The organism is Crenobacter caeni, assembly GCF_010435965.1.
GTDB lineage: Bacteria > Pseudomonadota > Gammaproteobacteria > Burkholderiales > Chromobacteriaceae > Craterilacuibacter > Craterilacuibacter caeni.
In genome coordinates, this window is the sequence record NZ_JAAGAA010000006.1 from 45823 (window position 1) to 68298 (window position 22476).

The following is a 22476-nucleotide window of genomic DNA, read 5'->3' on the forward strand; positions in this document are numbered from 1 at the left end:
CGGCTCAGACCTGCATCTTGATCAGGTCGTCGACCGCGCCGACTACCTTGTTGCGCACCTGCATCAGCATGGAGAACGACAGGCTCGCCTCCTGGCTCATCAGCATGGCGCCGACCAGGTCGTCGCTGCGGCCGCTGTCGACGTCGGCCATCTTCTCGCCGGCGACGCGGCTGTCGGCGTCGACCGAGCGCACCGCGTCCATCATCGCCGCCGAGAAGCTCGCCGCCCCTTCCTGCCCGTCCGAGCCTTCACCCGCGGCGACACGGGCGAGCGCGCCCATGTCGCCGGCCATGCGCGACTGCTCGGCCAGCAAGCCGATCAAATTCATTTCTGCCATTCCCAACCCGCAAACGATGCGCGTCACGCTGGGCGTGCCGCCGCAATTTAAAATTCGATCTATTCAAAAGAAGTGCGAGTTTAAATAAATGCCTTTAGCTTGGCTTTGTGAATTTTCACGCGCTCCGATGGCGCAATCCGGCCGGCGTGCAAGGTAAGATGCGCGTCTTTAAACGTTAAACAGTGAAAAGCGGGGCAAAAACCCGGCGCCTAATTAAAGAATGAGCAAAGCCAAGATCGTCCCGCCCGCGCGCGCGCACGGCATGCAGACGCTGGACCCGACCACGCTGGGCCGCCCCCTGCATCTGCTGCCGCTGTTCCACACCCAGCTGGAACGGGCGCTCAGTGGCGCCGTCAACACCCTGCTCAACCGGCGCTACCGCGCCGGCTTCCACTTTTGCGATGCCCGCGCCGGCACCGCCGCGCGCGACGAGCGCTGGCAGTGGTTCGACGACGGCGCGGGCGGCATGCTCGCGCTCAAGCTCGAACGCCCGCTGTTGCTGGCCATCCTCGACTACCGCTTCGGCGTGCGCAGCGCGCCGAAGCCCGAGGCGCCCCCTGCGCCGGCTGCCGACACCGCCGCCGCAGGCGAGGCGCCGGGCACGCACTCAGACGACGCAGCGCCTGCCAAAGCGCCCTCGCCGGCCGTCGAGACCGCGCAGGCGGTCGAGCGCATGGCGGATCGCGCCGCACAAGCGGTGCCGACCGAGACCGAGCGCCGGCTCGAGCGCCTGCTCGCCCAGCACCTGCTGCCCTCGGCGCACGAGGCGCTCGCCGTCCTCGGCGAGGTCCGCACCGACGCTACCCTCGCGGCCCTGCCGCTGCCGCCGCCGCGACCGGCCGCATATGTCGTCGCGCTGTCGATGCGCGACGAGGTCGGCGGCAGCCGCGGACTGATGCGCATCGCGCTGGATGCCGTCGCCTTCGAGCGCCTGCTCGCGGTACTGGGCGAGCAGCGCGAAAAGCGCCTACCGGCTACCACCGACGCGGCGTTCGCCAGCCGGCTGCGCGTCGAGCTCAACGCGCGGCTGGTCGACAAGCGCCTGCCGCTTAGCGATGTGCTCGCGCTCACCGTCGGCAGCGTGCTGCCGGTGAAACTTGCCGCGCGCGCCGACGTGCAGGTGCGCGAGCGCCGCGTGTTCACCGCCACGGTCGCCGAACACCACGGCCGGCTGTGCCTGACCGCGTTTACCGAAGCCGACGCCCCCGCGTCCACCACAGGATCCTGACATGTCCCAAGCTGACGATTTCGACCTCGAACACCTGTTCGACGAACCCGCCGCCGACGCGGCTGCCCCCGTGCGCGCGCCCGAACGCGACCTGCGCGGCCTGTTGCGCAAGATCCCGGTACGCCTGACGCTGGAAGTCGGCGGCGCCGACGTGTCGCTGGCCGACCTCTTCGCGATCGAGCACGGCTCGGTGATCGAACTGGACAAGCTCGCCGGCGAGCCGCTGGACATCCGCGTCAACGGCACCCTGATCGGCCGCGCCGAAGTGGTGGTCAGCGGCGAGAACTACGGCCTGCGCGTCGTCGAACTCTCCGAAATCGACGTGGACAGCTTCACGCCATGAAACGCGGGATGGTCCTGGGCGGCGTGCTCGCCGGCACCCTGCTGCTCGCCGCCAGCGGCGCCGCCCACGCGGAGAACACGCTGAGCCTGCTCACCGCGACCAACGAAGGCCGGCAGATCGACTTCACGGTGAAGACGCAGATCCTCATCCTGATGACCCTGCTCGGGCTGCTGCCGGTGCTGGTGCTGATGATGACGAGCTTCACCCGCTTCGTGATCGTGCTCGCGCTGCTGCGCCAGGCGCTGGGCCTGCAACAGGGTCTGCCCACCCGCCTGATCACCGGCGTCGCGCTGATCCTCACCTTGCTGGTGATGCGCCCGGTCGGCCTGGAAGTGTGGCAAAAGGCGATGGTGCCGTTCGACCGCGACGAGATCACCATGACCGAGGCGCTCGCGCGCGGCGAGGACCCGGTCAGCCGCTTCATGCTCGCGCAGACGAGCAAGACCGCGCTCGCCCAGGTCGCCCGCCTGTCCGGCGAGGCGCATGTCACCGACCCACAAAAACACGCGTTCCCGGTCAAGCTCGCTGCCTTCGTGCTGTCCGAACTGAAGACCGCGTTCCAGATCGGCTGCATGCTGTTCATCCCCTTCCTGGTCGTCGACATCGTCGTCGCCAGCGTGCTGATGGCGATGGGCATGATGATGCTCTCGCCCCTGGTGATCTCGCTGCCGCTCAAGCTGTTGCTGTTCGTGCTGGTCGACGGCTGGTCGCTGACGGTGAACACGCTGGTCGGCTCGGTCCGCGCGGGCGGAGGCTGACATGCTGACCCCCGATATCGCCGTCGACCTCCTGAACGACACGCTCGACCTCACCGTCGTGCTGGTGGTGCTGTTGATCCTGCCCGGCCTGATCGTCGGCGTAGTGGTCAGCCTGATCCAGGCGGCCACGCAGATCAACGAGCAGACGCTGTCCTTCCTGCCGCGCCTGCTGGTGACCTTTGCGGTGCTGGCGCTCGCCGGCCACTGGATCACCGGTGCACTGATGGACTTTTGCATCGCCATGTTCGAGCGCGCCGCCGCGCTGGTCGGATAAGGCATGACCGGCCCCTACGCGCTGCTCATCGAGACGCTGCCTGCCTTCTGGTGGCCGTTCTGCCGCATCCTCGCCGCGCTGTCGATTGCCCCCTTCCTCGGCGACGCGCTGCTGCCGATGCGCATGCGCATTGCCGCCGCGTTCGCGCTTGCCGTCGCGCTGTTGCCGATGTTCATCGGCAAGCTGCCCGCGATCGACCCCTTCTCGCTCGCCGGTATCGCCGCCACCGCCGAGCAGGCGGTGATCGGCCTGTTGATCGGCCTTGCCTTCTATCTGGTGCTCGCCGTGCTGTCGGTACTGGGCTACCTGATCTCGTCGCAGATGGCGCTGTCGATGGCGGTGATGAACGACCCGGGCAACGGCCAGAGCTCGGACGTGCTCTCCAACCTGCTCTACCTGTTCGCCGCGCTGCTGTTTTTCGCGATGGACGCGCACCTGGTGCTCGCGCAGGTGGTCGTCGACAGCTTCCGCCACTGGCCGGTCGGCGGCGGCCTCCCCGTGGGCGCGCTGCACTCGCTTGCGCTGGGGGGCGGCTGGGTGCTGTCGGCGGCGATCCTGCTCGCGTTGCCGGCGGTGTTCGCGACCTTCGTCGTGCAGGTGGGCTTCGGCCTGATCAACCGGGTCGCCCCCGCGCTCAACCTCTTCTCGCTGGGTTTCCCGCTGGTCACGCTGTTCGGCCTGGTCTCGCTCGGGCTGACCATCCGCTTCATCCCCGACAACTATGTGCGCCTGAGCAGCCAGATCCTCGACTTGCTCGGCCAGCTGATGGGAGGCGCGCGTGGCTGAGCAAACCGGCGACAAGTCTGAAAAGGCCACACCACACAAACTCAGGCGCGCCCGCGAAGAGGGCCAGATCCCGCGCGCGCGCGACTTCGCGTCCGCCGTCGGCCTCTTGCTCGCGTTGAAACTCGCGTTCTGGCTGATGCCCGTCTGGCTTGAGGACTTCCGCCGCCTGTTCACGCTCGCCTACGCGCCGCTGACCGGCACCCACTCGGTCGACAACGCGCTGTCGCTCTTGAGCGCGGCGACCTTTGCGCTGACCGTAAAGATGGTCGCGCCGCTCGCGCTGGTGCCGCTCACCATCATCGCGTTCTCGATGGTGCCCGGCGGCTGGGTGTTCGTCGTCAAGAAGCTGCTGCCCAACTTCAAGGCCTTGAGTCCGCTCAAGCACTTCGGCAAGCTCGCCTCGGCCAGCCACTGGAGCGAGATCGGCAAGGCGATCGCCAAGGCGTTGGTGCTCGGCCTCGTGCTCTACCACACCGCGTTCTCGACCCGAGACGCGATCTTCGCGCAGGCGGGCAGCCCGCTGCCCGAAATGCTCGCGCACGCGGGAAACCTGCTGCTCTCGGCGCTGATGTCGCTCGCCGCGGTGTTCTTCGTGTTCGCGGTGATCGACGTGCCGCTGCAGGTCTACCTGTTCATGCGCCAGCAGAAGATGAGCAAGCAGGAAGTGAAGGACGAGTACAAGAGCACCGAGGGCCGCCCCGAGATCAAGCAGCGCATGCGGCAGATCCAGCGCCAGATGGCGCAGGGCGCGCTGCGCAAGCAGGTGCCCGGCGCCGACGTCGTCGTCGTCAACCCCGAGCACTACGCGGTCGCGCTCAAGTACGACGAGAAGCGCGCCGAGGCGCCGTTCGCCATCGCCAAGGGCGTCGACGAGATGGCCGTCTATATCCGCACGCTGGCGCGCGAACACGGCATCGAGGTGGTCAGCGCGCCGCCTTTGGCGCGCGCGATCTACCACACCACCCAGGTCAACCAGCAGATCCCCGCGCCGCTTTATCGCGCGGTCGCGCAGGTGCTGACCTACGTCCTGCAACTGAAGGCCTTCCGTGACGGGCGCCGCGAACGCGCACCCAGTCTGGGCACGCTGAGTGTCCCGGCACGGATGGCCGACCCGGAAGTCAAAGCATGAAAGCCCTCTCCCGCCTGATCGCAGAACTTGGCCGGCACAAGGTCGCGGCGCCGATCTTCCTGCTCGCCATCCTGGCGATGGTGATCCTGCCCTTGCCGCCCCTGGCGCTCGACCTGCTGTTCACCTTCAACATCGTGCTCGCGATCGTGGTGATCCTGGTCAGCGTCGGCGCGCGCCGGCCGCTGGACTTCTCGGTGTTCCCGACCATCATCCTCGCCACCACGCTGATGCGCCTGACGCTGAACGTCGCGTCGACCCGCGTGGTACTGCTCAACGGCCACGAGGGCACCGGCGCCGCCGGCCGGGTGATCGAGGCGTTCGGCCATGTGGTGATCGGCGGCAACTTCGTGGTCGGCCTGGTGGTGTTCGTGATCCTGATGATCATCAACTTCATCGTGGTCACCAAGGGCGCCGAACGGATCTCGGAAGTGTCGGCCCGCTTCACGCTGGACGCCCTGCCGGGCAAGCAGATGGCCATCGACGCTGATCTCAACGCCGGCGTGATCAACCAGGAAACCGCGCAGAAGCGCCGCCGCGAGATCTCGACCGAGGCAGATTTTTACGGCGCGATGGACGGCGCGTCCAAGTTCGTGCGCGGCGACGCGATCGCCGGCATCCTGATCCTGATCATCAACCTGGTCGGCGGTGTCGCCATCGGCGCACTGATGCACGACATGGCCGCCGGCGACGCCTTCCGCCAGTACGCGCTGATGACCATCGGCGACGGCCTGGTCGCGCAGATCCCGGCGCTGCTCTTGTCCACCGCCGCCGCCATCATCGTCACCCGTATCAGCGACGGCGACGGCGACATGCAGGAAGAAGTCGGCCGCCAGCTATTGGCGCAGCCGGGCGTGCTCTACTCGGCCGCCGCCATGATGGCCATCCTGGCGGCGATCCCCGGCATGCCGTGGCCGCCCTTTTTGGTGTTCGCGCTGGTGCTGGCCTTTGTCGGCTGGCGGCTGTCGCTGCGCGAGGTGAAGCCGGCCACGCCGACACTCGACCCGGCCGTCGTCGACGCCGCGCTCAAGAGCGAAGAGGCGGAGCCCGACTGGAGCGCGCTGCCGGTGGTCTCGCCGCTCTCGCTGACCATGGGCTTCAAGCTGGTTGCGCTGATCGACCCTACCCAAGGCGCGCCCTTGACCCGCCGAGTCAAGGGCGTGCGCCAGAGCCTGAGCGAGAGCATGGGCGTGCTGCTGCCGCCCGTCGCACTGAAGGACGACCTGAAACTCGGCGCCACCCAGTACGCGGTGTTGCTCGGCGGCGCGCGCATCGCCGAGGGCGAGGTCTACCCGGACCGGATGATGGCGATCGAGTCGCCGCAGGTGTACGGCAAGCTCGACGGCGTGCCAGGCATCGACCCGGCGTTCGGCATGACCGTGATGTGGATAGAGCGCGAACAGAAGGCGCACGCGCTGGGGCTGGGCTACCAGGTGGTCGACTGCGCGAGCGTGATCGCCACCCACCTGAACAAGGTGCTGCGCGAGCACCTGTCCGAACTGTTCCGCCACGACGACGTCACCGCGCTGAACGAGCGCCTCGCGCTGATGGCGCCCAAGCTCGCCGCCGCGCTGGCGCAGGCGGTACCGGTGACGCTGCAACTGAAGGTGTTCCGCGCGCTGCTCGCCGAGCAGGTGTCGCTCAAAGACATCGTGCCCATCGCCGGCGCCCTGCTCGAGGGCAGCGAGGTGAGCAAGGACGCGGTGATGCTCGCCGCCGAGGTGCGCGTCGCGCTACGCCGGCAGATCGTCGAGACGCTCGCCGGCGCGCGCGCGCCGCTCAAAGCCTACAACCTGGGCGCCGAGTTGGAGAACCTGCTGTTGGGCGCGCTGGGCCAGGCGCAGCAGACAGGCAAGGCACCGCTGGACGCCTTCCCGGTCGACCCCAATGTGCTCAGCCAACTGCAGACGCATATGCCACTGGTGCGCGAGCGCATGAAACAGGACGGCGGCGCGCCGCTGCTGTTGGTGATGCCGCAGATCCGCCCGCTGCTCGCCCGCTACGCGCGCCTGTTCGCGCCGGGGCTTGCCGTGCTCTCGTACAACGAGGTGCCGGACAACCGCGAAGTCACGCTGACCGGGACGCTGGGCTGAGCCAGAACTTTCAGGAAATAAAGGACACCCATGCCACAACTGCTCACCCCGCACTACTACTCCGCTTTCCGCTGCGTCGGCGCCGACTGCCCCGAGCATTGCTGCCGCGGCTGGACCATTGCGCTGGACAAGACCACCTACAACCGTTACCTCGACCACCCGGCGCCCGAAATCGGCGGTATCACCCGCGCGCACGTGAAGAAGGTCAAGAAAAGCACGCAGCACTGGGCCGAGGCGGCGCTCGACGACACCGGCAACTGCCGCTTCCTCGACGGGCAAGGCCTTTGCAATGTGCACAAGCTGGCCGGCCCTGAAATGCTCAGCACCACCTGCACTACCTACCCCAGAAGCGAAGTGCAGTTCGCCGACCAGATCAAGCGCAGCCTCAAGCTGTCCTGCCCCGAGGCGTGCCGGTTGATCCTGTTCGACCCAAACGCGATGCAGCTCTCGGCCGAGGCGTACACCGGCCGCGCGGCGAGCCAGGTGGTAACCGACAAGCTGCTGACCCTGCAGGGCGCCTTTGTCGAGCTGTTGACCCGGGGCGGCGCAAGCGCCGAGCAGGTGCTGTTTTTCGCTGGGATGATGGTCCACAAGGCGGGTGCCCTCGACGAGGCGGCGCTGTTGCAGTTCTGTGGTCAGACGCTGGCGCTGGCAGCAGAACCCGGCCCCGTCTTCGGGCAGCTACCCTATCTGCCCCGCGTGCACTGGCTGGCACTCGCCCAGCTCATCAAGCCGTTCAACACGATGCGCACGGAACGCTCGCAACGCGGCAGCGCGGTGATCGGCGAATGTGTCGAGTGGCTGCACCAGCTGTTCGACGGCGACTTCGACGAGGCGCGTGTCGACACGCTTTACAACAGCTACTTCACGCATGTGAAACCCTTCTTCGACGCGCATCCGCAGTTGCTTGCGCACTACCTGTTCTACCAGGTATTGGACGACAACTTCCCGGCCGCACAAAAAGCCGACCATATCGGGCGCTACCAACTCTTGGTCGCCGACTTTTTCATGCTGCGCACGCTGCTGACCGCGCGCGCGGCGCTAAAGGGTGGGCTCAGCGAAGCGGACGTGGTCGCCGTGTTCTACAGCTACCACGCGCGGCGCCAGCACAACGCCCGTTTTCGGCAAGCGGTCGCAGGCTTGCTCGGTAACGCAAAGCTCGCACAGGATATCGCGATGTACGCGCTGCTGGTCACCCCGGACTCGCCCGCCGCAGGCCAAGCCGGCGCGCCACAGCCGGCATAAGCCTCGCCAACGACGCATCGACGCGCCCGCGCCGCCCGTGTCCTGGGACGGGTGGCGCGTCCAGGGTTTGCCAGACCATGCGCAACGGCAAGCACGCAAGCGCGGCGGCAAGTAGGGCCAGCCGCCCGCGCAAGGCTTGCAAGACGTCGGCCTCGCCGCTCAAAGTCAACACGCCCGCCCCGCCAGCAGCGGCAAGGGACAGCTGCACCCGCCGTCCGTCCTGGCCGACAAACACGCACCACAACTCCCCCCGCTCTGCATCCGCGCCAGCCTGCCCGGCGATGCCACACACAGGCACCTTCACCCGTCCGGGCACCGGTGCGGGCACAAACGGCCACAAGGGGCCGCCTGCCAGAAGTGTGGGCGCCACTTCACCAGCCTGTCGCAACCACGGCGCCAGCGCCGGCGCGCGCCACGCGGCGGTTTCACCGCTCGCAGCTAGCGTGGCCGGAACAGCCTCCACGGTGGACGTGCTTATCCCTGCTGGCTGGGCGGCGACCAATTGCAGCGGCGCGCGCGCTAGCACCCGCACCGGCAGCGGTGCGCCGTTTTCCGGCCTCGGCACGCCCGGCGGCCATTCGGGCAAGGGCTGGCGACGCCCCGCCGCGTCTACCAGCCACACTTGCGCGTCCAGTTGCAACAGCGTCGCCCACGCGCCGGCGGGAATGGAGGCGGGCGGCAAAGGCGGTAGGCCGGTCAGTAGCATCGCTTATCCATGCAAAAAGGGCCCCGCACGCGGAGCCCCTGTTCGGCTGGAAAAAGCTTAGCCCAGCAGCGACATCGCCATGCTGGACATCGAGCCCGACTGCTTGAGCATGGCGGTACCCGACTGCATCAGCATCTGCTTGGTGGTCATATTGGCCGATTCGGTCGCGAAGTCTGCATCCATGATGCGGCCCTTGGCGGCGGTGGTGTTGGTCACCATGTTCGACAGGTTGTTGTAGATGCTGTCCAGTCGGTTGGCACCAGCACCAAGCACCGAACGAGCGGCCGTAATCGCCTTGAGCATGTCGTCTGCCTTGGTGATTTCACCATTAGCTTTGGCATTATCATCAATGGCAGCTGCACCCACTTTAGCGAGTTCCGTCGTCAGTGCTTTCACTTCCGTCGAAGCATTGAAGGAGTACTTGTCTGCGGCAGTAGCACCAATCTGGAAGTCAATGGCTTTCGCTTCCAGTTTTCCGCCGGTCTTAAACAGTGCAGTGCCACCGAATTGGGTATCGTCAATGATCTTGCCCAGTTGCGTTTTCAGCTCGGTGAATTCACCGTTAATTGCCTTCAAATCTTCGGTCGACATCGTCGCATCGGCCCCCTGAATCGCCAGGTCCTTCATGCGCATGGTGATGTTGGTTGCCTCGTCCAGCGCGCCTTCAGCGGTCTGCAGCATCGAGATCGCGTTCTGCGTGTTGCGCATCGCGACGTTCATGCCGCGGCTCTGGCTGTCCAGACGCGAAGCGATCTGCAGGCCGGCCGCGTCGTCCATGGCCGAGTTGATGCGCAGGCCGGTGCCCAGACGGGTCAGCGAGGTGGTCAGGTCCTTCTGGTTACCGAACAGGTTGGCCTTGGTTTGCAGGGCGGCCAGGTTGGTGTGCAGGCTCAGCATTTGAGTAACTCCTTTGGGGTGAACATGCGGCCTTGTGCCGCCGACACACTCACAAGGCGACCCATCCAGACAAAACTTAAAGCTTAATGGTGGTATTTTTTACATTTTAATTGGCAAAAAAAAACCCGGCGCCTGGCCGGGTCTGCGGGTAACGGGCCATTCAGCTTGGCGGCTGCCCCTGGATTTCCTTGATGACCTCCAGCAGGCGCTGCTGGTCGGCCTCGGTCGCGCTCCCCTTCTGCTCGTTACCGCTGCGTGCGCGCATCGCCGAGAGCACCGCCTTGACCTGCGGGTCGTTGGCGGCCTGTTTTTCGGCCTCTTCATTGGTCAGCGCGCGCGGACCGGCCGGCTGAGTGGGCGGCGCCATCTGCACGGTGGCCGGCGGCTTGGCCACGGCCGGTTTGACGCCACTGGCAGCCTTGGCGTCCTTCTCGGGCGGCGGCGCCATGGTGTCGAGCTTGTTCTTCACCATGTACTCGTTCATCTCGCGCCAGCCGGCGTAGATCGACGCCTGCCCGGCGTCCGGGTTGCGCAGGAAGCACTCCTCCAGCGAACGGCCTGTCTGCCGGCAAGCGGCGCCAATCGCCTTGTTGGCGTTGTCGTTAAGCCCCGTCACGTTGCCGATCCAGTTGCAGCCGGCAAAGAGCGGCAGCGCCAGAATAAGCACGCGCATCCCCGTCCCCTTTATACGGTCTGAACTTGCGGACGCAAGTCCAGCTCGATGATGCGCCCGCTCGCAGGCGCGCTGTCGTCGCCCATCCAGTAGACGAAGTGTTGGGCCAGGTCTTCCAGGCTACCGCGCTCGCTTTTGGCCTCGCCCGGGTGGGTACGCAGGCGCTGCGGCGAGTTGACCGGGCCCGGCGCGATCAGGTTGACGCGGAGATTCGGGTAGATGTCCCACTCGTTGGCGGCGACCTGGGTGAGGTAAGCCACACCGGCCTTGGACGCGCCGAACGCGCCCCAGTAGGGCGCGGGGTGCTGGCCGTGCGTCTCGCCGACGAACAGCACCGACGCGGCGGGAGATGCCTTGAGCAGCGGCAGACAGGCGCGGGTCAGCGCGAACGGCACCACTGTGTTGATGCGGTACTGGTTCAGCCACTCGTCCATGCGCTGGTCGGTCAGGGGCGAGAGCGCGTAGAAGTACGCGGCGCAGTGCACGATGCCGTCGAGGCGGCCGACCGCCTGGTGGATCTGGTAGGCGAGGTTGTTGAAGGTGTCGTCGTTCGCTTCGTTGAGATCCAGCGGGATCGCCAGCGGCTCCGGGCCACCCTCGGCGACGATGCGGTCGTACAGCGCCTCGAGCTTCTTCACGCCGCGCGCGAGCAACACCACCGTCGCGCCTTCCTGCGCGTAACGCAGCGAGACCGCCTCGCCGATGCCCTGGGTCGCGCCGGTGACGAGGATCACGCGGCCGGCAAGCTTTTTGTCGTTCATTTCGGTTTCTGTTTTCGTGGTTTGTGTGTCCAGTCGGCCATCAGCGCGGTGGCGGCGGCGCGGCCGCTTTGTACCGCGCCTTCCAGCGTCGCCGGGTACACCGGATGCACCCAGTCACCGGCGAGGTAGCCGTATTCTACCTGCAAGCGAGTATCCGGTCGCGCAAGAGCGACCGCCGCCTCGAAGGTCGCGCGCCGCTCACGGATCACCCGCATCGCATGCACCGCCACCGGCCGGCCGCACGCACGGGCAAGGTCGCGCGCCAGCCCCTCGCGCAAGGCTTCATCACTCAGTCCTTCGTCGCAACTGAGCACCGCGGCGATCTCGCCGGGCTCGCCGCCCAGGCGCGCGCGGTCGAACAGCCAGTGCACGGCGCCGTGCGCAAGACCCGTCATCACCTGCGGTAGTACCGCGTCGGTTTGCGCGTATAGGGTTGTTATCGGCCGCGTCCGCCATTGCTGAAGGGCGCAGCGCGCGTCTTCGGGCAATAGTGGCGCGGCGTGCCACGGCGCGACCGCCAGCACCACCGCGTCGAAGCGTTCGCCGTCGACCCACACGCCGTCGTCCTGCCAGTGAACCGCCTTCACGCGGTGGCTGGCGACGCAGCGCGCGCCCTGCCCTTGCAGATAGCGCCACGCGGGCTCGGGCAGCACGCTTGAGAGGTCGGTGCGCGGCAGCAACAGCTCGCCGTCTTCGCGCGCGCCGCCGCAACTGTCGCCCAGCACCCGCACGAAGGTCGCCATCGACGCGATCTCGGGCGGGGTGTTGAGTGCCGACAGCAGCAAGGGGCGCCAGAAGCCGTCGATGAGCGCCGGCGTCTGCGCTGATTGCTCCAGCCATTGCCCCACGCTCATGTCGGGCACCACCCGGTAGCCGGCGCGCGCAAGCGAGGCCAGCGCGCGCAAGAAAAGCGCCTTGTCGCGCCAGCTAAGGCGTTTGGCCGCCAAAAGCCCTGCGAGCACGTGCAGCGGGGATGGCAGCGCGGGGGTGGTGAAATTTAGCGCATCCAGCATCGGCCACGACAGCGGCAGGCGCAGCAAGGCCTGCTCCGGGTCGACGCCGACGGTACGCATCAGGTCCAGCGTCGCGCGGTAGGCGCCGACCAGGATGTGCTGGCCGTTGTCGAAGTTGCCTGCCGCGCCCTGCGCGCGCCGCGCCCGCCCGCCCGGCTGGCGGCCTGCCTCGAACACGGTGAGGCTTGCAAAGCCGGACAGAGAGACGGCGGCGGATAGCCCCGCCCAGCCGGCGCCGACCACCGCGACCCGCGGCTTGACGGACATGCTCACGGCCGGTAGCCGAACGCCCAGGTCGACAGCGCGATCAGGCCCTTGCGCGCGGTGCCGAGGCGCAGGTGCTGGTTGAGCACCTTGCCCGCGCCGTCGCGGGCGACTTCCTCGAGCAGGGTGCGGTAGATCGCCGCCATCATTAGCCCGGGCGCCTGCGCCTTGCGGTCGCACACGGGCAGCAGCGCCCACGCGCGGCGGTAGTGTTCGCGCGCGCGTTCGACCTGGAAGTCCATCAGCGCGGTAAAGGCGTCGCTCTCGCGATAGGCGAAAATGTCGGCGGCCGGCATGCCAAAGCGCTCGAGGTCTTCGACGGGCAAATAAAGCCGGCCGCGGCGCGCGTCCTCGCCGACGTCGCGGATGATGTTGGTCAGCTGCAGCGCGAGCCCCAGTTCGTGCGCGTACTTGAGTGTCGCGCGATCCTGGTAGCCGAACACCTGCGCCGAGAGCTGGCCGACCACACCGGCGACGCGGTGGCAATACAGCGACAAATCGGCAAAGCGCGGGTAGCGCGGCACGTCCAAGTCCATCTGCATGCCGTCGATGATTTCTTCGAAGAGACCCTGCGGCAGGTCGAACGCGGCCACATGCGGCTGTAGTGCGCGGGTCACCGGGTGCTGTGGGTCGCCGGCGAACAGGCGGCCGATCTCCTCGCGCCACCACGCGAGCTTGGCGCGGGCGACCGCGTCGTCGTGTACCTCGTCGACCACGTCGTCGACCTCGCGGCAGAACGCGTAAAGCGCGGTCATCGCGTCGCGCTTGGCCGCCGGCAGGAAGCGGAAGGCGACGGTAAAGCTCGACCCGCTGCGGGCGGCCTTGTCCTGGCAATATTGTTGCGGCGTCAAAAGGCGCTCCTGTCAGCGGGCACGCAAGGCGCGCCACAGCATGTATGCCCAGTCGCGGGCGGTCAGTTGCGGGCGGTGCGCGAACACGTCGCCACCGGCGTCGGAGAGTTTCTTCAGGATGCGCTCGCCGCCCAGGATGATCAGGCGCAATTCGAAGCCGAAGCGGCCACCCAGGCGCCGGCCCAGCGGCGCGCCCGCGTCGAGCATATTTCGTGCGCGCCCGATCTGTTTTTTCATCAGCGCGCCCCACAGACCGCCGGCGTCGCCCGCCGCGATCTGCGCCTCGCTCACCCTGAAGTGCGCGAGGTCCGCCTGCGGCAGGTAGACCCGCCCCTTCTGCCAGTCGATCGCGACGTCCTGCAGGAAGTTGATCAGCTGCAAGGCGGTGCAGATGCCGTCCGACATCGCCTGCGCGCGCGCGTCGCGCTCGCCGAACAGCGCGAGCATCAGGCGGCCGACCGGGTTGGCCGAGCGCCGGCAATAGTCGACCAGCTCGCCAAAGTCCGCGTAGCGGGTCTTCACCACGTCCTGGCTGAACGCGGACAAGAGGTCGTAAAACGGCGGCAGCGGCAGCGCGTGCCGCCGAATCTCGACAGCCAGCGCCTGCATCATCGGGCTTGGCGGCGTCTCGCCGCGCGCGATCGCGTCCAGCTCGGCGCGCAGCGCAGCGAGCGCGGCGAGCCTTTCTTCGGCGGACGCGTCACCCTCGTCGGCGATGTCGTCGGCGCTGCGCGCAAAATGGTAGATCGCGTGCACCGCGCGGCGCACGCGTCGCGGCAGGAAGATCGATCCGACCGGGAAATTTTCGTAATGGTCGACGGACATGCAAGGGCGGTCTGGTCGCGGAAGCCGCCATTATACCGGCGCCACGCGTACCGCGCATGACAGGCGGCAGCGTGGTGCGGCGCGAAAACTTGCCGCCCACGCAAAAAACCGTAATTTTTTCCGGAAACACGCTTGACCTAAAAAATACGATTGCGTATAGTGCCGTTCTCGTCAGGACGCAACAGCGGCCCGACGAATCCCGAGTGGGGGTATAGCTCAGTTGGTAGAGCGCTTGCATGGCATGCAAGAGGTCAGCGGTTCGATCCCGCTTACCTCCACCAGAAACAGGACGAGAAGCACGATTTTCCGTCACTGTCCCCATCGTCTAGAGGCCTAGGACACCGCCCTTTCACGGCGACGACCGGGGTTCGACTCCCCGTGGGGACGCCATTGCCGGGGGTATAGCTCAGTTGGTAGAGCGCTTGCATGGCATGCAAGAGGTCAGCGGTTCGATCCCGCTTACCTCCACCAGCAAACAGGACAGGGTACCGCATCGCGGTACCCTGTTTTGCTTTGTGCCGCAGGCATGCCCACGTTCCCGCGTCTAGAATGTCTGCATCCCTTGCCCGCCCCTGCCATGCTCAGCCAACTGATCGCCCACTACGGCTACTTCGCCCTGTTCGTCGGCACCCTTGTCGAAGGTGAGACCGTGCTGATCCTCGCCGGCTTTTCCGCGCACCGCGGCTGGCTGGACTTCCCGCTGGTGGTGGCGGTGGCCGCCGCCGGCGGCAGCCTGGGCGACATTCTCGCCTACACGCTCGGCCGCTGGCAGGGCGAACGCCTGCTCGCCCGCTTCCCTTCGCTGGCCGCACGGCGAGGCCAGGTCGACACCCTGCTCGCACGCTTTTCCGCGCCCATCATCGTCGGCATCCGCTTCATGTACGGCCTGCGCGTCGCCGGACCCGTCCTGCTTGGCGTCGCCCGGCTACCCGCGGCGACCTTCGTCGGCTGGAACCTCGCCGGCGCGCTCGTGTGGGCGTGCGTATTCGGGACGCTGGGCTATCTGTTCGGCGAGGCCGCGCTATTGCTGCTGGGCAGGATCGCGCACCTGGAAGGGCTGCTCTTCGCGCTGCTCGCCGTGCTCGCGCTGCCGCTGCTTGTCTGGCTGCGGCGGCGCGCGCACCGTGCGGCCGCTCAGGGCACGCGCTGAAGGCAGGTACGGTAGCGCCCGTCGACCCTGCCCGCGAACCACTCGGTGGTCAGCTTGCGGGTGATCTTCGGGCTTTTCAGCGCGATCTGCGGCATCGCCTCGCGCGGCGCGCGCAAGCCCTGCGCGTCGGCGAGCGCGTAGACGCGGCGGTAGAGCTCGGTCTGCGCGAAGGCGGCAAACTTCTCCTGGCGCAAATCGCGCGCGATCGCGTCACGCGACAACCCAAGCTTCGAACCCATCGCCTCCAGCGCGAACTGCGTCTCGCTGGGCAGCACCTGCGCACCGCGATAGCTGAGCAAATCGCCGTCGCTACTGAGCGCGCGGCCGCTCAGGCGCGACACCACTTGCTGGAACGCCGCGTTGCGGCTCGAATAGCGGCCGGCGTTGAAATCGGCGAAGCGGTACTTCATCTCGCTGTAGTTCACCGGGTACTGCAGCAGGTTGGCGATACCGAAATAGAGCCCGCCGCGGCGGGTGAACACCTCGGCGCGTACCGACCCGGCGCGCGGGTAAGGGTAATGCGGCCACGCCGAGAGCTGCGCCTCGGCAAACGCCACGCTCACCTGCATCGGCCCGCCGGTGCGCACCGGGTTGCTCATGCCGACGGGCAGACTCAGCCTGCGCGCCTCGCCCGAGAGCTCGTCGAACAACTCGGACACCTCGCGCTCGGTGCGCAGACTGTCGATGCGCGCCTTGTAGCTGCGACCGTCGCGCGAAGGCTTCAGAAGCGCCGCCTTCACCAGCGCCATCGGCACCGGTGATGCCTTCTTCTCGATGCCCGCCCACACCATGCCCGGCAGGCCGGGCACCACCGGGTCGGCCTGCCAGCTCGACTCCTGCTCGATCACCGCAATCGCCGCGCAGAAGTGCTCCTTGCTGTACGGGATCTTCAGCGCGGTAAACGCGGTCACCATCTCGTCGCGCCAGCCCGCCCGGTCCCGGATACCGGCCGGCAGCAGGCGTCCGGCCAGCGAGCGCGCTTCCATCTCGCTGATGCGGGCAGGCACGGCCGGAGATGGCGGTGGCGACACGACCGGCACGCTCGCCGCCGGCGGTGGCGGCAGCATCGGCACTGGGATCTCGACGGCGGGAGACGGTGGCGGCGCGACCACCACCGACGCGGGAGGCTGTACCGACGAGCACGCGGCGAGCAGCACACAGGGGGCGAGCAGGGAAAACTTGGCGCGCACGTTCATTCCATCCAGATACAGGAAAGCGCGAAGCTTAGGCCAAGCCCGACACGCCCACAATCCCGCGCCGGAGCGCAAGCCGCCCTCTCACCGACAAAACCCTGCAAAAACAAGGGCTATGCGCTTGATACAAAACAAAAAACGCTGAAAATGCAGGCGCTTTCTGGCACAATGCGCCCCTTGCGAAAAAACACCAGCGACCATGTCCGAAGTCACCGCCATCCAGACCCTGCGCCCCACCCGTAAGATCCGCCCCGCCCCCTTCCTGCCGATGAGCCGCGCGGAAATGAAACAGCTGGGCTGGCAGGCCTGCGACATCATCCTTGTCACCGGCGACGCGTATATCGACCACCCGAGCTTCGGCATGGCGCTGATCGGCCGCCTACTGGAAGACCAGGGCTTCAAGGTCGGCATCATCAGCCAGCCTGACTGGCAGTCGGCCGACGACTTCAAGCAGCTGGGCAAGCCGCGCCTCTTTTTCGCGGTGACCGCCGGCAATATGGACTCGATGGTCAACCACTACACCGCCGACCGCAAACCGCGCTCGGACGACGCGTACACCGCGGGCGGCACAGCCGGCAAGCGGCCGGACCGCGCGGTGGCGGTGTACGCGCAGCGCTGCCGCGAGGCGTACCCGGGCTGCGACGTGATGGTCGGCGGCATCGAGGCGTCCTTGCGCCGCATCGCGCAGTACGACTACTGGAGCGAGAAGGTGCGCCAGTCGGCGCTGGTCTACTCGAAGGCCGACATGCTGCTGTTCGGCAACGCCGAGCGCGCGCTGATCGAGGTCGCGCACCGCGCGGCCGCCGGCGAGCGCCTCGCCGACATCCGCGACGTGCGCGGCACTGCCTTCCTCGCGCCCTTAGGCTGGCTGCCCGAGGGCTGGACCGAAATGGACTCGAGCACCGTCGACACTCCGGGCCGTATCGACGCACACACCGACCCCTACCTCGACACCACGCAGTCGCAGGCGCCAGCAGGCAGCACGGGCACCGACGGCGCGCAGCCTATCCGCATCGTCAGCCGCGAGGAGCGCCTCGCCGCACGGCGTGAGGCGCGCGCCAAGACGGTGATCCGCATCCCCGCCTTCGAGGCGGTCGCCTACGACCCGGTGCTCTACGCGCACGCCAGCCGCACCCTGCACCTGGAATCGAACCCGGGTAACGCGCGCGCGCTGGTGCAGACGCACGGCGAGCGCGACGTGTGGATCAACCCGCCGCCGGTGCCGCTGAGCACGCCGGAAATGGACTATGTGTACGACCTGCCCTACGCGCGCAACCCGCATCCGGGCTACGGCGAAGAACGCATTCCGGCGTGGGAGATGATCCGCTTTTCGGTCAACATCATGCGCGGCTGCTTCGGCGGCTGCACCTTCTGCTCGATCACCGAGCACGAGGGGCGCATCATCCAGAGCCGGTCCGAATCGAGCATTCTCAAGGAAATCGAGGAGATCCGCGACAAGACCGAGGGCTTCACCGGCCACATCACCGACCTGGGCGGGCCGACCGCCAACATGTACCGGCTCGCCTGCAAGGACCCGAAGATCGAGTCCTCGTGCCGCCGCCTCTCCTGCGTGTACCCGGACGTGTGCGAGAACATGGACACCGACCACGGCCCGCTGATCCAGCTCTACCGCAAGGCGCGCGCGCTGCCCGGCGTCAAGCGGCTGACCATCGGCTCGGGCGTGCGCTACGACCTCGCCGTGCGCTCACCCGAGTACGTGAAGGAGCTGGTGACCCACCATGTCAGCGGCTACCTGAAGATCGCGCCCGAGCACACCGAGGAGAACACCCTCTCCAAGATGATGAAGCCGGGCATCGGCAGCTACTACCGCTTCAAGGAGCTTTTCGAGCGCTACAGCCGGCAGGCGGGCAAGAAGCAGTACCTGATCCCCTACTTCATCGCCGCGCACCCGGGCACCACCGACGAGGACATGCTGAACCTGGCGATCTGGATCAAGAAGAACGGCTTCCGCCCGGACCAGGTGCAGACCTTCACGCCGACGCCGATGGCGCTGGCCACCACCATGTGGCACACCGGCCGCAACCCGCTGAAGAAGCTCGCGCGCAGCTCGGAAAAGGTCGACACCGTGCGCGACCCGGCACGGCGCCGCCTGCACAAGGCCTTCCTGCGCTTTCACGATCCGAAGAACTGGCCGGCGATCCGCCAGGCACTCGAGGCGATGGGCCGCACCGACCTGATCGGCTACGGCGACGAGCACCTGGTGCCGCCGTGGGGCGCCGAGGACAAGCCGCAACGCGGCGCGCCGCCGCGCGGCACCGGCAAGGGCCAGCAGGCGCCCCGCCACCGTGCGCCGCAAGCGCCAGGGCGCGGCGGCCCAGCAACGGGCCCGCGAGGCAAGGGCAAGCGCTGAACGCGTGCGCATAGGCTACCTTGGTGGCATACCCATGCCACCCCAAGGAACCTGCCATGTCCGAACTGACCGAGCGCCTCACTCAGCGTCTGCAAGACATCTTCGTTGCACCCGCCGCGCAGGGCGAGGCGCTGGGCGCCGACGCGCTCGGCGCGCTGATCGCCGGCTTCACCCCGGTGCTGGTCGGCCAGCTCGCCCAGGCAAGCCACAGCCCCGAGGGCATGACCCGGCTGCTCACCCTCTTCAACGACCACGGCCTACCCCACCCCGACGAAGCGTCGACCCTGCTCGACGGCGGGCACCGCGAGCGCCTCGCAGTCCTTGGCGGGCAACTGCTGGACAAGGCGCTGGGCGGACAGGCTGGGCCGCTGGAAACCGGCCTTGCCGCCGCGTCGGCGCTTAACCGCACCGAGATCACCCGCCTGCTGTCGCTGGCCACCCCGTTCGCGCTCGCCCTGCTGCGCAAGGACGCCGGCGGCGGCGAGGTGAGCGCGGCGGCCATCGCCCGGCTATTCGGCCACGAGGCGCCTCCGAGCGCAGCGGCCGCGGCGCTGGCCGGCGCCGAAGGTGTGGACCTGAGAAAGCCTGCTGCGCCGCCACCCGCCCCGGCCGCCGACGCCCCCAAAAGCGGCTGGTCGCGCCTGTTGCCGTGGCTTGCGCTTGCCGCAATCGCGGTGATCGCCCTGCTGCAACTGAAAAGCTGCGACAAGGACGGCGCGTCCACCTCCGAAATGCAGATGCCGGCGGCGACCCCGGCACCCGAACAGCCCGCCCCCCTGCCCGCGTCCGCGCCAGCGGCGTCCGTAACCGCTGCGCCCACCGATGCGTCCGCCCCCGCCGCCGCACGCGAGGCGCCTGCGCCGGTCAGCCTGTACTACGACCGCAGCGTCACCCGCGTGCCCGACGACGCCCCCAGGCTGCTCGCACCCATCGTCGCCTTCCTGAAGGCCCACCCCGACGCGCGCGTCGAGATCCGCGGCTATCACGACCGGGATGGCGCGCAGGCGCTCAACACGGCACTGGCCGCCGGCCGCGCCGAGGCCGCACGCGTGTATCTGGAGAAGGCCGGCGTACCCGCCGCGCAGATCGAGGAAGTCACCCCCGCGTCGACGCTGGGCGACGATGCGGACAACCGCCGCGCCCGCCGCGCCGACCTGACCATAACATTGCCGTAGGCGCAGACCCCAAGGCCGGGCCGCTGACGCCCCCCCACGCGGACACATCCATGCCCAAGCCGTCCTCCCGCCTGACCCTGTCCGAGTTGCGCGGCCTGATCCTGCTGGCCGACGCCGCCATCGCCGGCAGCAGCGACATCGCCGAAGGCGTGCACCGCAAGGTATGGGATACGCTGGGCGCACCGCCGGGCAAGGAAGCCGGGCGAACCCGAGGCGTGACCGGGCTCGCCTACCAAAGCGTGCGCGGCATCAGCCGCTTGCTCGCACAGGGCGCCAACCATGTGCTGCGGGCCCTGGAGGGGCAGCAAGCCGCCAGCGCCGCGCCCCCCCGGCGCACCCGCCTGCTCGCCGCGCTCAACGGTGTCGTCGGTGACCGGCTGGCGGCAGAAGCCAATCCGCTGGCCACCCGGATGGCGCTGTACCGCGCGCCGGACGAGGCGGCCGAAGCGCCGCTGGCCGCGGCCGGCAAGGTCCTGCTGCTGATCCATGGTTTGTGCATGAGCGAATACGCGTGGCAAGGTGCCGGCGAAGAAAGCGTCGACTATGCGGCGCTGCTCGCCGGCATCGGCTATGCCCCGCTCTATCTGCGTTACAACAGCGGCCGCCATATTTCCCACAACGGCCGCGAACTGGCGGCCCTGCTGGAGAAGGCGCTGGCCGACAGGCCCGGCCTTGCGCTAAGCGTCGTCGCGCACAGCATGGGCGGGCTGGTGCTGCGCAGTGCCTGCCACTACGCCCGCCAAGCCGGCATGCGCTGGCCGGAGCGCCTGCAACATATGGTCTTCCTGGGCACGCCCCACCACGGCGCGCCGCTGGAGCAGGCCGGCAATTATCTGGAAGCCGTGCTGGGCAAGGTGCCCCATGCCGCGCCGTGGGCACGGTTGGCCAGGCTGCGCAGCGCCGGCATCACCGACTTGCACGAGGGCCGGCTACTGGACGAAGACTGGCAGGGTTGGGCGCGTTTTCACCACCACCGCGACACGCACGCCGTGTTGCCGCTGCCGGAAGGCGTCGCCTGCTTTGCCGTGGCCGCCGTCGTCACCGCCAAGCCCGGCACCCTCGCCGACCGGCTGCTCGGCGACGGGCTGGTGCCGCTGCAAAGCGCGCTGGGCCAGCACCGCGACCCGCAGCGCTGCTTGCAGTTCGCACCTCAGCGGCAAGCCGTGTACTACGGCATGCACCACATGCAGTTGCTGTTCTCCCCGGAGGTGTGCCGGCAACTGCTCGCCTGGCTGGCGCCGCCCTAGCCTGCTACCCCCAGCCGCCACAGGCTGGTGACTTCGGCTGCGCGCGCCGCGGCCAGCGTGTCGCCGGAAGCCAGCGCCTTCTTGTGCGTGGGTTTGACGTCCAGCCGGCCCAGCACCCTGAGATTGGCCGCCGCGATCCATTCGAGCAGCGTCTCGCGCGAGCGCAGGCCCAGATGCTCGGCCAGGTCGGAGATGATCAGCCAGCCCTCGCCACCGGGCGCCAGGTGCTCGGCGAGGCCGTCCAGAAAACCCCGAAGCATGCGGCTGTCCGGGTCGTACACCGCGTATTCGATCGCCGAGGCCGGCTTGGCCGGCAGCCACGGCGGGTTGCACACGATAAGCGGCGCCTGCCCTGCAGGAAACAGGTCGCCCTCCAGCAGCGTCACCTGCTGCGCCAGGCCCAGCCGCGCCAGGTTTTCCCCGGCGCACGCCAAAGCCCGCGGGTCCTGGTCGGTCGCGACCACCCGCGCCACCCCGCGCCTTGCCAGCACGGCGGCGAGCACGCCGCTGCCGGTGCCGATGTCGAACGCCAGCGTCGTCGCCGGCAGCGGCGCCTCGGCGACCAGGTCCACATACTCGCCGCGAATCGGGGCAAACACCCCGTAGTGCGGATGGATGGCCGCAGAAAGCGCCTTGACCATCACCCCCTTGCTGCGCCACTGATGCGCGCCGATCAGCCCCTGCAACTCCCTGAGCGACACCAGCGACGCGCCGCCGGACGCGCCGTATGCCTCGAAGCAGGCGGCGCTCACGTCGGGCGCGCGACGCAGCGGCACGCGGTAGTCGGCGTCCAGCGGCAACACCAGCTTGGAGAGGATATTCGCACGCCGCCCCTGCGCCTGGCGGTGCAGATGGAACGATTCCAAGGGGGTCGCGCCAGCCCGGGCTCTCTTGCGGTCGACGCGCCGCGCCAGCGCCTGCAACAGCTGGCGGGCATTGTGGTAATCGCCGCGCCACAGCAAGGTGGTGCCCTCGCACGCCAGCTTGTACGCCGCGTCGGCGCTCAGGCTGTCGTCAACGGGCAGCATGCGCGCAGGCGGCATCAAACCGGCCTCGGAGCGCCAGCGTGCACTGCATGGGACGCCGGCTTCTTGCCAATGGGCCATCATCGCGGCGCCGGATGCGCTCGCGTCTACAGCAGAAGTCATCGAAAACAGACC

Annotated in this window: 22 protein-coding genes and 3 tRNA genes; 15 read left to right on the plus strand and 10 right to left on the minus strand. The window is 68.0% G+C overall.

The genetic code is table 11. The features are described from left to right. Nucleotides 1-4: 4 nt before the first annotated feature. Nucleotides 5-328, minus strand: a complete 324-nt coding sequence (gene fliE / locus GZH52_RS08275) for a flagellar hook-basal body complex protein FliE (protein ID WP_239058066.1) — start codon at nt 326-328, stop codon at nt 5-7. Nucleotides 329-557: 229 nt separating this feature from the next. On the opposite strand from fliE, the gene GZH52_RS08280 reads away from it, so the two are divergent. The 8 genes from GZH52_RS08280 to fliB are packed head-to-tail and all read left to right on the plus strand — an operon-like array spanning nt 558 to nt 8190. Next, complete coding sequence (locus GZH52_RS08280; protein ID WP_163316017.1) at nt 558-1565, plus strand: FliM/FliN family flagellar motor switch protein; 1008 nt, start codon at nt 558-560, stop codon at nt 1563-1565. A 1-nt stretch (nt 1566) separates the two neighbouring features. Next, complete coding sequence (gene fliN / locus GZH52_RS08285; RefSeq protein ID WP_163316018.1) at nt 1567-1908, plus strand: flagellar motor switch protein FliN; 342 nt, start codon at nt 1567-1569, stop codon at nt 1906-1908. After that, nucleotides 1905-2666, plus strand: coding sequence for a flagellar type III secretion system pore protein FliP (fliP, locus tag GZH52_RS08290; RefSeq protein ID WP_163316019.1), 762 nt, complete (start codon nt 1905-1907; stop codon nt 2664-2666). The genes fliN and fliP overlap by 4 nt, the downstream gene beginning before the upstream one ends. A 1-nt stretch (nt 2667) precedes the next feature. Next, nucleotides 2668-2940: a flagellar biosynthetic protein FliQ gene (locus tag GZH52_RS08295; RefSeq protein ID WP_163316020.1), complete on the plus strand. Its 273-nt coding sequence runs from the start codon at nt 2668-2670 to the stop codon at nt 2938-2940. Nucleotides 2941-2943: 3 nt separating this feature from the next. Beyond that, a complete protein-coding gene (fliR, locus tag GZH52_RS08300; RefSeq protein WP_163316021.1) occupies nt 2944-3726 on the plus strand; it encodes a flagellar biosynthetic protein FliR in 783 nt (260 codons plus the stop codon). Then, entirely contained in the window at nt 3719-4855 is a 1137-nt protein-coding gene (gene flhB / locus GZH52_RS08305; RefSeq protein ID WP_163316022.1) for an EscU/YscU/HrcU family type III secretion system export apparatus switch protein, read from the plus strand. The genes fliR and flhB overlap by 8 nt, the downstream gene beginning before the upstream one ends. Beyond that, entirely contained in the window at nt 4852-6945 is a 2094-nt protein-coding gene (locus tag GZH52_RS08310; RefSeq protein WP_163316023.1) for a flagellar biosynthesis protein FlhA, read from the plus strand. The genes flhB and GZH52_RS08310 overlap by 4 nt, the downstream gene beginning before the upstream one ends. Before the next feature lie 30 nt (nt 6946-6975). Continuing rightward, nucleotides 6976-8190, plus strand: a complete 1215-nt coding sequence (fliB, locus tag GZH52_RS08315) for a flagellin lysine-N-methylase (RefSeq protein ID WP_163316024.1) — start codon at nt 6976-6978, stop codon at nt 8188-8190. Here fliB and GZH52_RS08320 read toward each other — a convergent pair. The 7 genes from GZH52_RS08320 to hpnC all read right to left on the minus strand — a co-directional run bounded on the left by GZH52_RS08320 (nt 8138) and on the right by hpnC (nt 14180). Continuing rightward, nucleotides 8138-8896, minus strand: a complete 759-nt coding sequence (locus tag GZH52_RS08320; RefSeq protein WP_163316025.1) for a hypothetical protein — start codon at nt 8894-8896, stop codon at nt 8138-8140. The two genes, fliB and GZH52_RS08320, sit on opposite strands and share 53 nt — an antisense overlap. A gap of 57 nt (nt 8897-8953) precedes the next feature. After that, nucleotides 8954-9793, minus strand: coding sequence for a flagellin N-terminal helical domain-containing protein (locus GZH52_RS08325; RefSeq protein WP_163316026.1), 840 nt, complete (start codon nt 9791-9793; stop codon nt 8954-8956). Nucleotides 9794-9953: 160 nt separating this feature from the next. Beyond that, nucleotides 9954-10466 carry a dihydrolipoyllysine-residue succinyltransferase component of 2-oxoglutarate dehydrogenase complex gene (locus tag GZH52_RS08330; RefSeq protein ID WP_163316027.1) on the minus strand — a complete coding sequence of 171 codons (513 nt, stop codon included), beginning with the start codon at nt 10464-10466 and terminating at the stop codon, nt 9954-9956. An 11-nt stretch (nt 10467-10477) separates the two neighbouring features. Continuing rightward, nucleotides 10478-11227 carry an SDR family oxidoreductase gene (locus GZH52_RS08335; RefSeq protein ID WP_163316028.1) on the minus strand — a complete coding sequence of 250 codons (750 nt, stop codon included), beginning with the start codon at nt 11225-11227 and terminating at the stop codon, nt 10478-10480. Continuing rightward, complete coding sequence (hpnE, locus tag GZH52_RS08340) at nt 11224-12507, minus strand: hydroxysqualene dehydroxylase HpnE (RefSeq protein WP_163316029.1); 1284 nt, start codon at nt 12505-12507, stop codon at nt 11224-11226. Before hpnE ends, GZH52_RS08335 begins: the two co-directional genes overlap by 4 nt. A gap of 2 nt (nt 12508-12509) precedes the next feature. Continuing rightward, on the minus strand, nt 12510-13355 hold the full coding sequence (hpnD, locus tag GZH52_RS08345; protein WP_163316030.1) for a presqualene diphosphate synthase HpnD: 846 nt from the start codon (nt 13353-13355) through the stop codon (nt 12510-12512). A gap of 12 nt (nt 13356-13367) precedes the next feature. Next, a complete protein-coding gene (hpnC, locus tag GZH52_RS08350) occupies nt 13368-14180 on the minus strand; it encodes a squalene synthase HpnC (RefSeq protein WP_163316031.1) in 813 nt (270 codons plus the stop codon). Nucleotides 14181-14385: 205 nt separating this feature from the next. Between hpnC and GZH52_RS08355 the strand changes: the two genes are divergently transcribed. From GZH52_RS08355 to GZH52_RS08370, 4 genes are all read left to right on the plus strand, one after another. Next, a tRNA-Ala gene (locus GZH52_RS08355) sits at nt 14386-14461 on the plus strand. A 33-nt stretch (nt 14462-14494) separates the two neighbouring features. Continuing rightward, nucleotides 14495-14570, plus strand: a tRNA-Glu gene (locus GZH52_RS08360). Nucleotides 14571-14575: 5 nt separating this feature from the next. Continuing rightward, a tRNA-Ala gene (locus tag GZH52_RS08365) sits at nt 14576-14651 on the plus strand. A gap of 106 nt (nt 14652-14757) precedes the next feature. Further along, nucleotides 14758-15330 (plus strand): DedA family protein, encoded by a 573-nt coding sequence (locus GZH52_RS08370; protein ID WP_163316032.1) that lies wholly within the window; start codon nt 14758-14760, stop codon nt 15328-15330. Here the strand turns inward: GZH52_RS08370 and GZH52_RS08375 are convergent. After that, on the minus strand, nt 15315-16526 hold the full coding sequence (locus GZH52_RS08375; protein WP_163316033.1) for a DUF1615 domain-containing protein: 1212 nt from the start codon (nt 16524-16526) through the stop codon (nt 15315-15317). The genes GZH52_RS08370 and GZH52_RS08375 overlap by 16 nt on opposite strands. A gap of 196 nt (nt 16527-16722) precedes the next feature. Between GZH52_RS08375 and GZH52_RS08380 the strand changes: the two genes are divergently transcribed. From GZH52_RS08380 to GZH52_RS08390, 3 genes are read left to right on the plus strand one after another with little or no spacing between them, the layout of a single operon-like run. Continuing rightward, a complete protein-coding gene (locus GZH52_RS08380) occupies nt 16723-18894 on the plus strand; it encodes a YgiQ family radical SAM protein (protein ID WP_163316034.1) in 2172 nt (723 codons plus the stop codon). 56 nt (nt 18895-18950) lie between these two features. After that, nucleotides 18951-20069 carry an OmpA family protein gene (locus GZH52_RS08385; RefSeq protein ID WP_163316035.1) on the plus strand — a complete coding sequence of 373 codons (1119 nt, stop codon included), beginning with the start codon at nt 18951-18953 and terminating at the stop codon, nt 20067-20069. Nucleotides 20070-20119: 50 nt separating this feature from the next. Continuing rightward, complete coding sequence (locus GZH52_RS08390) at nt 20120-21316, plus strand: esterase/lipase family protein (RefSeq protein WP_163316036.1); 1197 nt, start codon at nt 20120-20122, stop codon at nt 21314-21316. On the opposite strand, the gene GZH52_RS08395 is transcribed toward GZH52_RS08390, so the two are convergent. Then, nucleotides 21313-22464 carry a 50S ribosomal protein L11 methyltransferase gene (locus GZH52_RS08395; RefSeq protein ID WP_203525681.1) on the minus strand — a complete coding sequence of 384 codons (1152 nt, stop codon included), beginning with the start codon at nt 22462-22464 and terminating at the stop codon, nt 21313-21315. The two genes, GZH52_RS08390 and GZH52_RS08395, sit on opposite strands and share 4 nt — an antisense overlap. Nucleotides 22465-22476 lie beyond the last annotated feature (12 nt).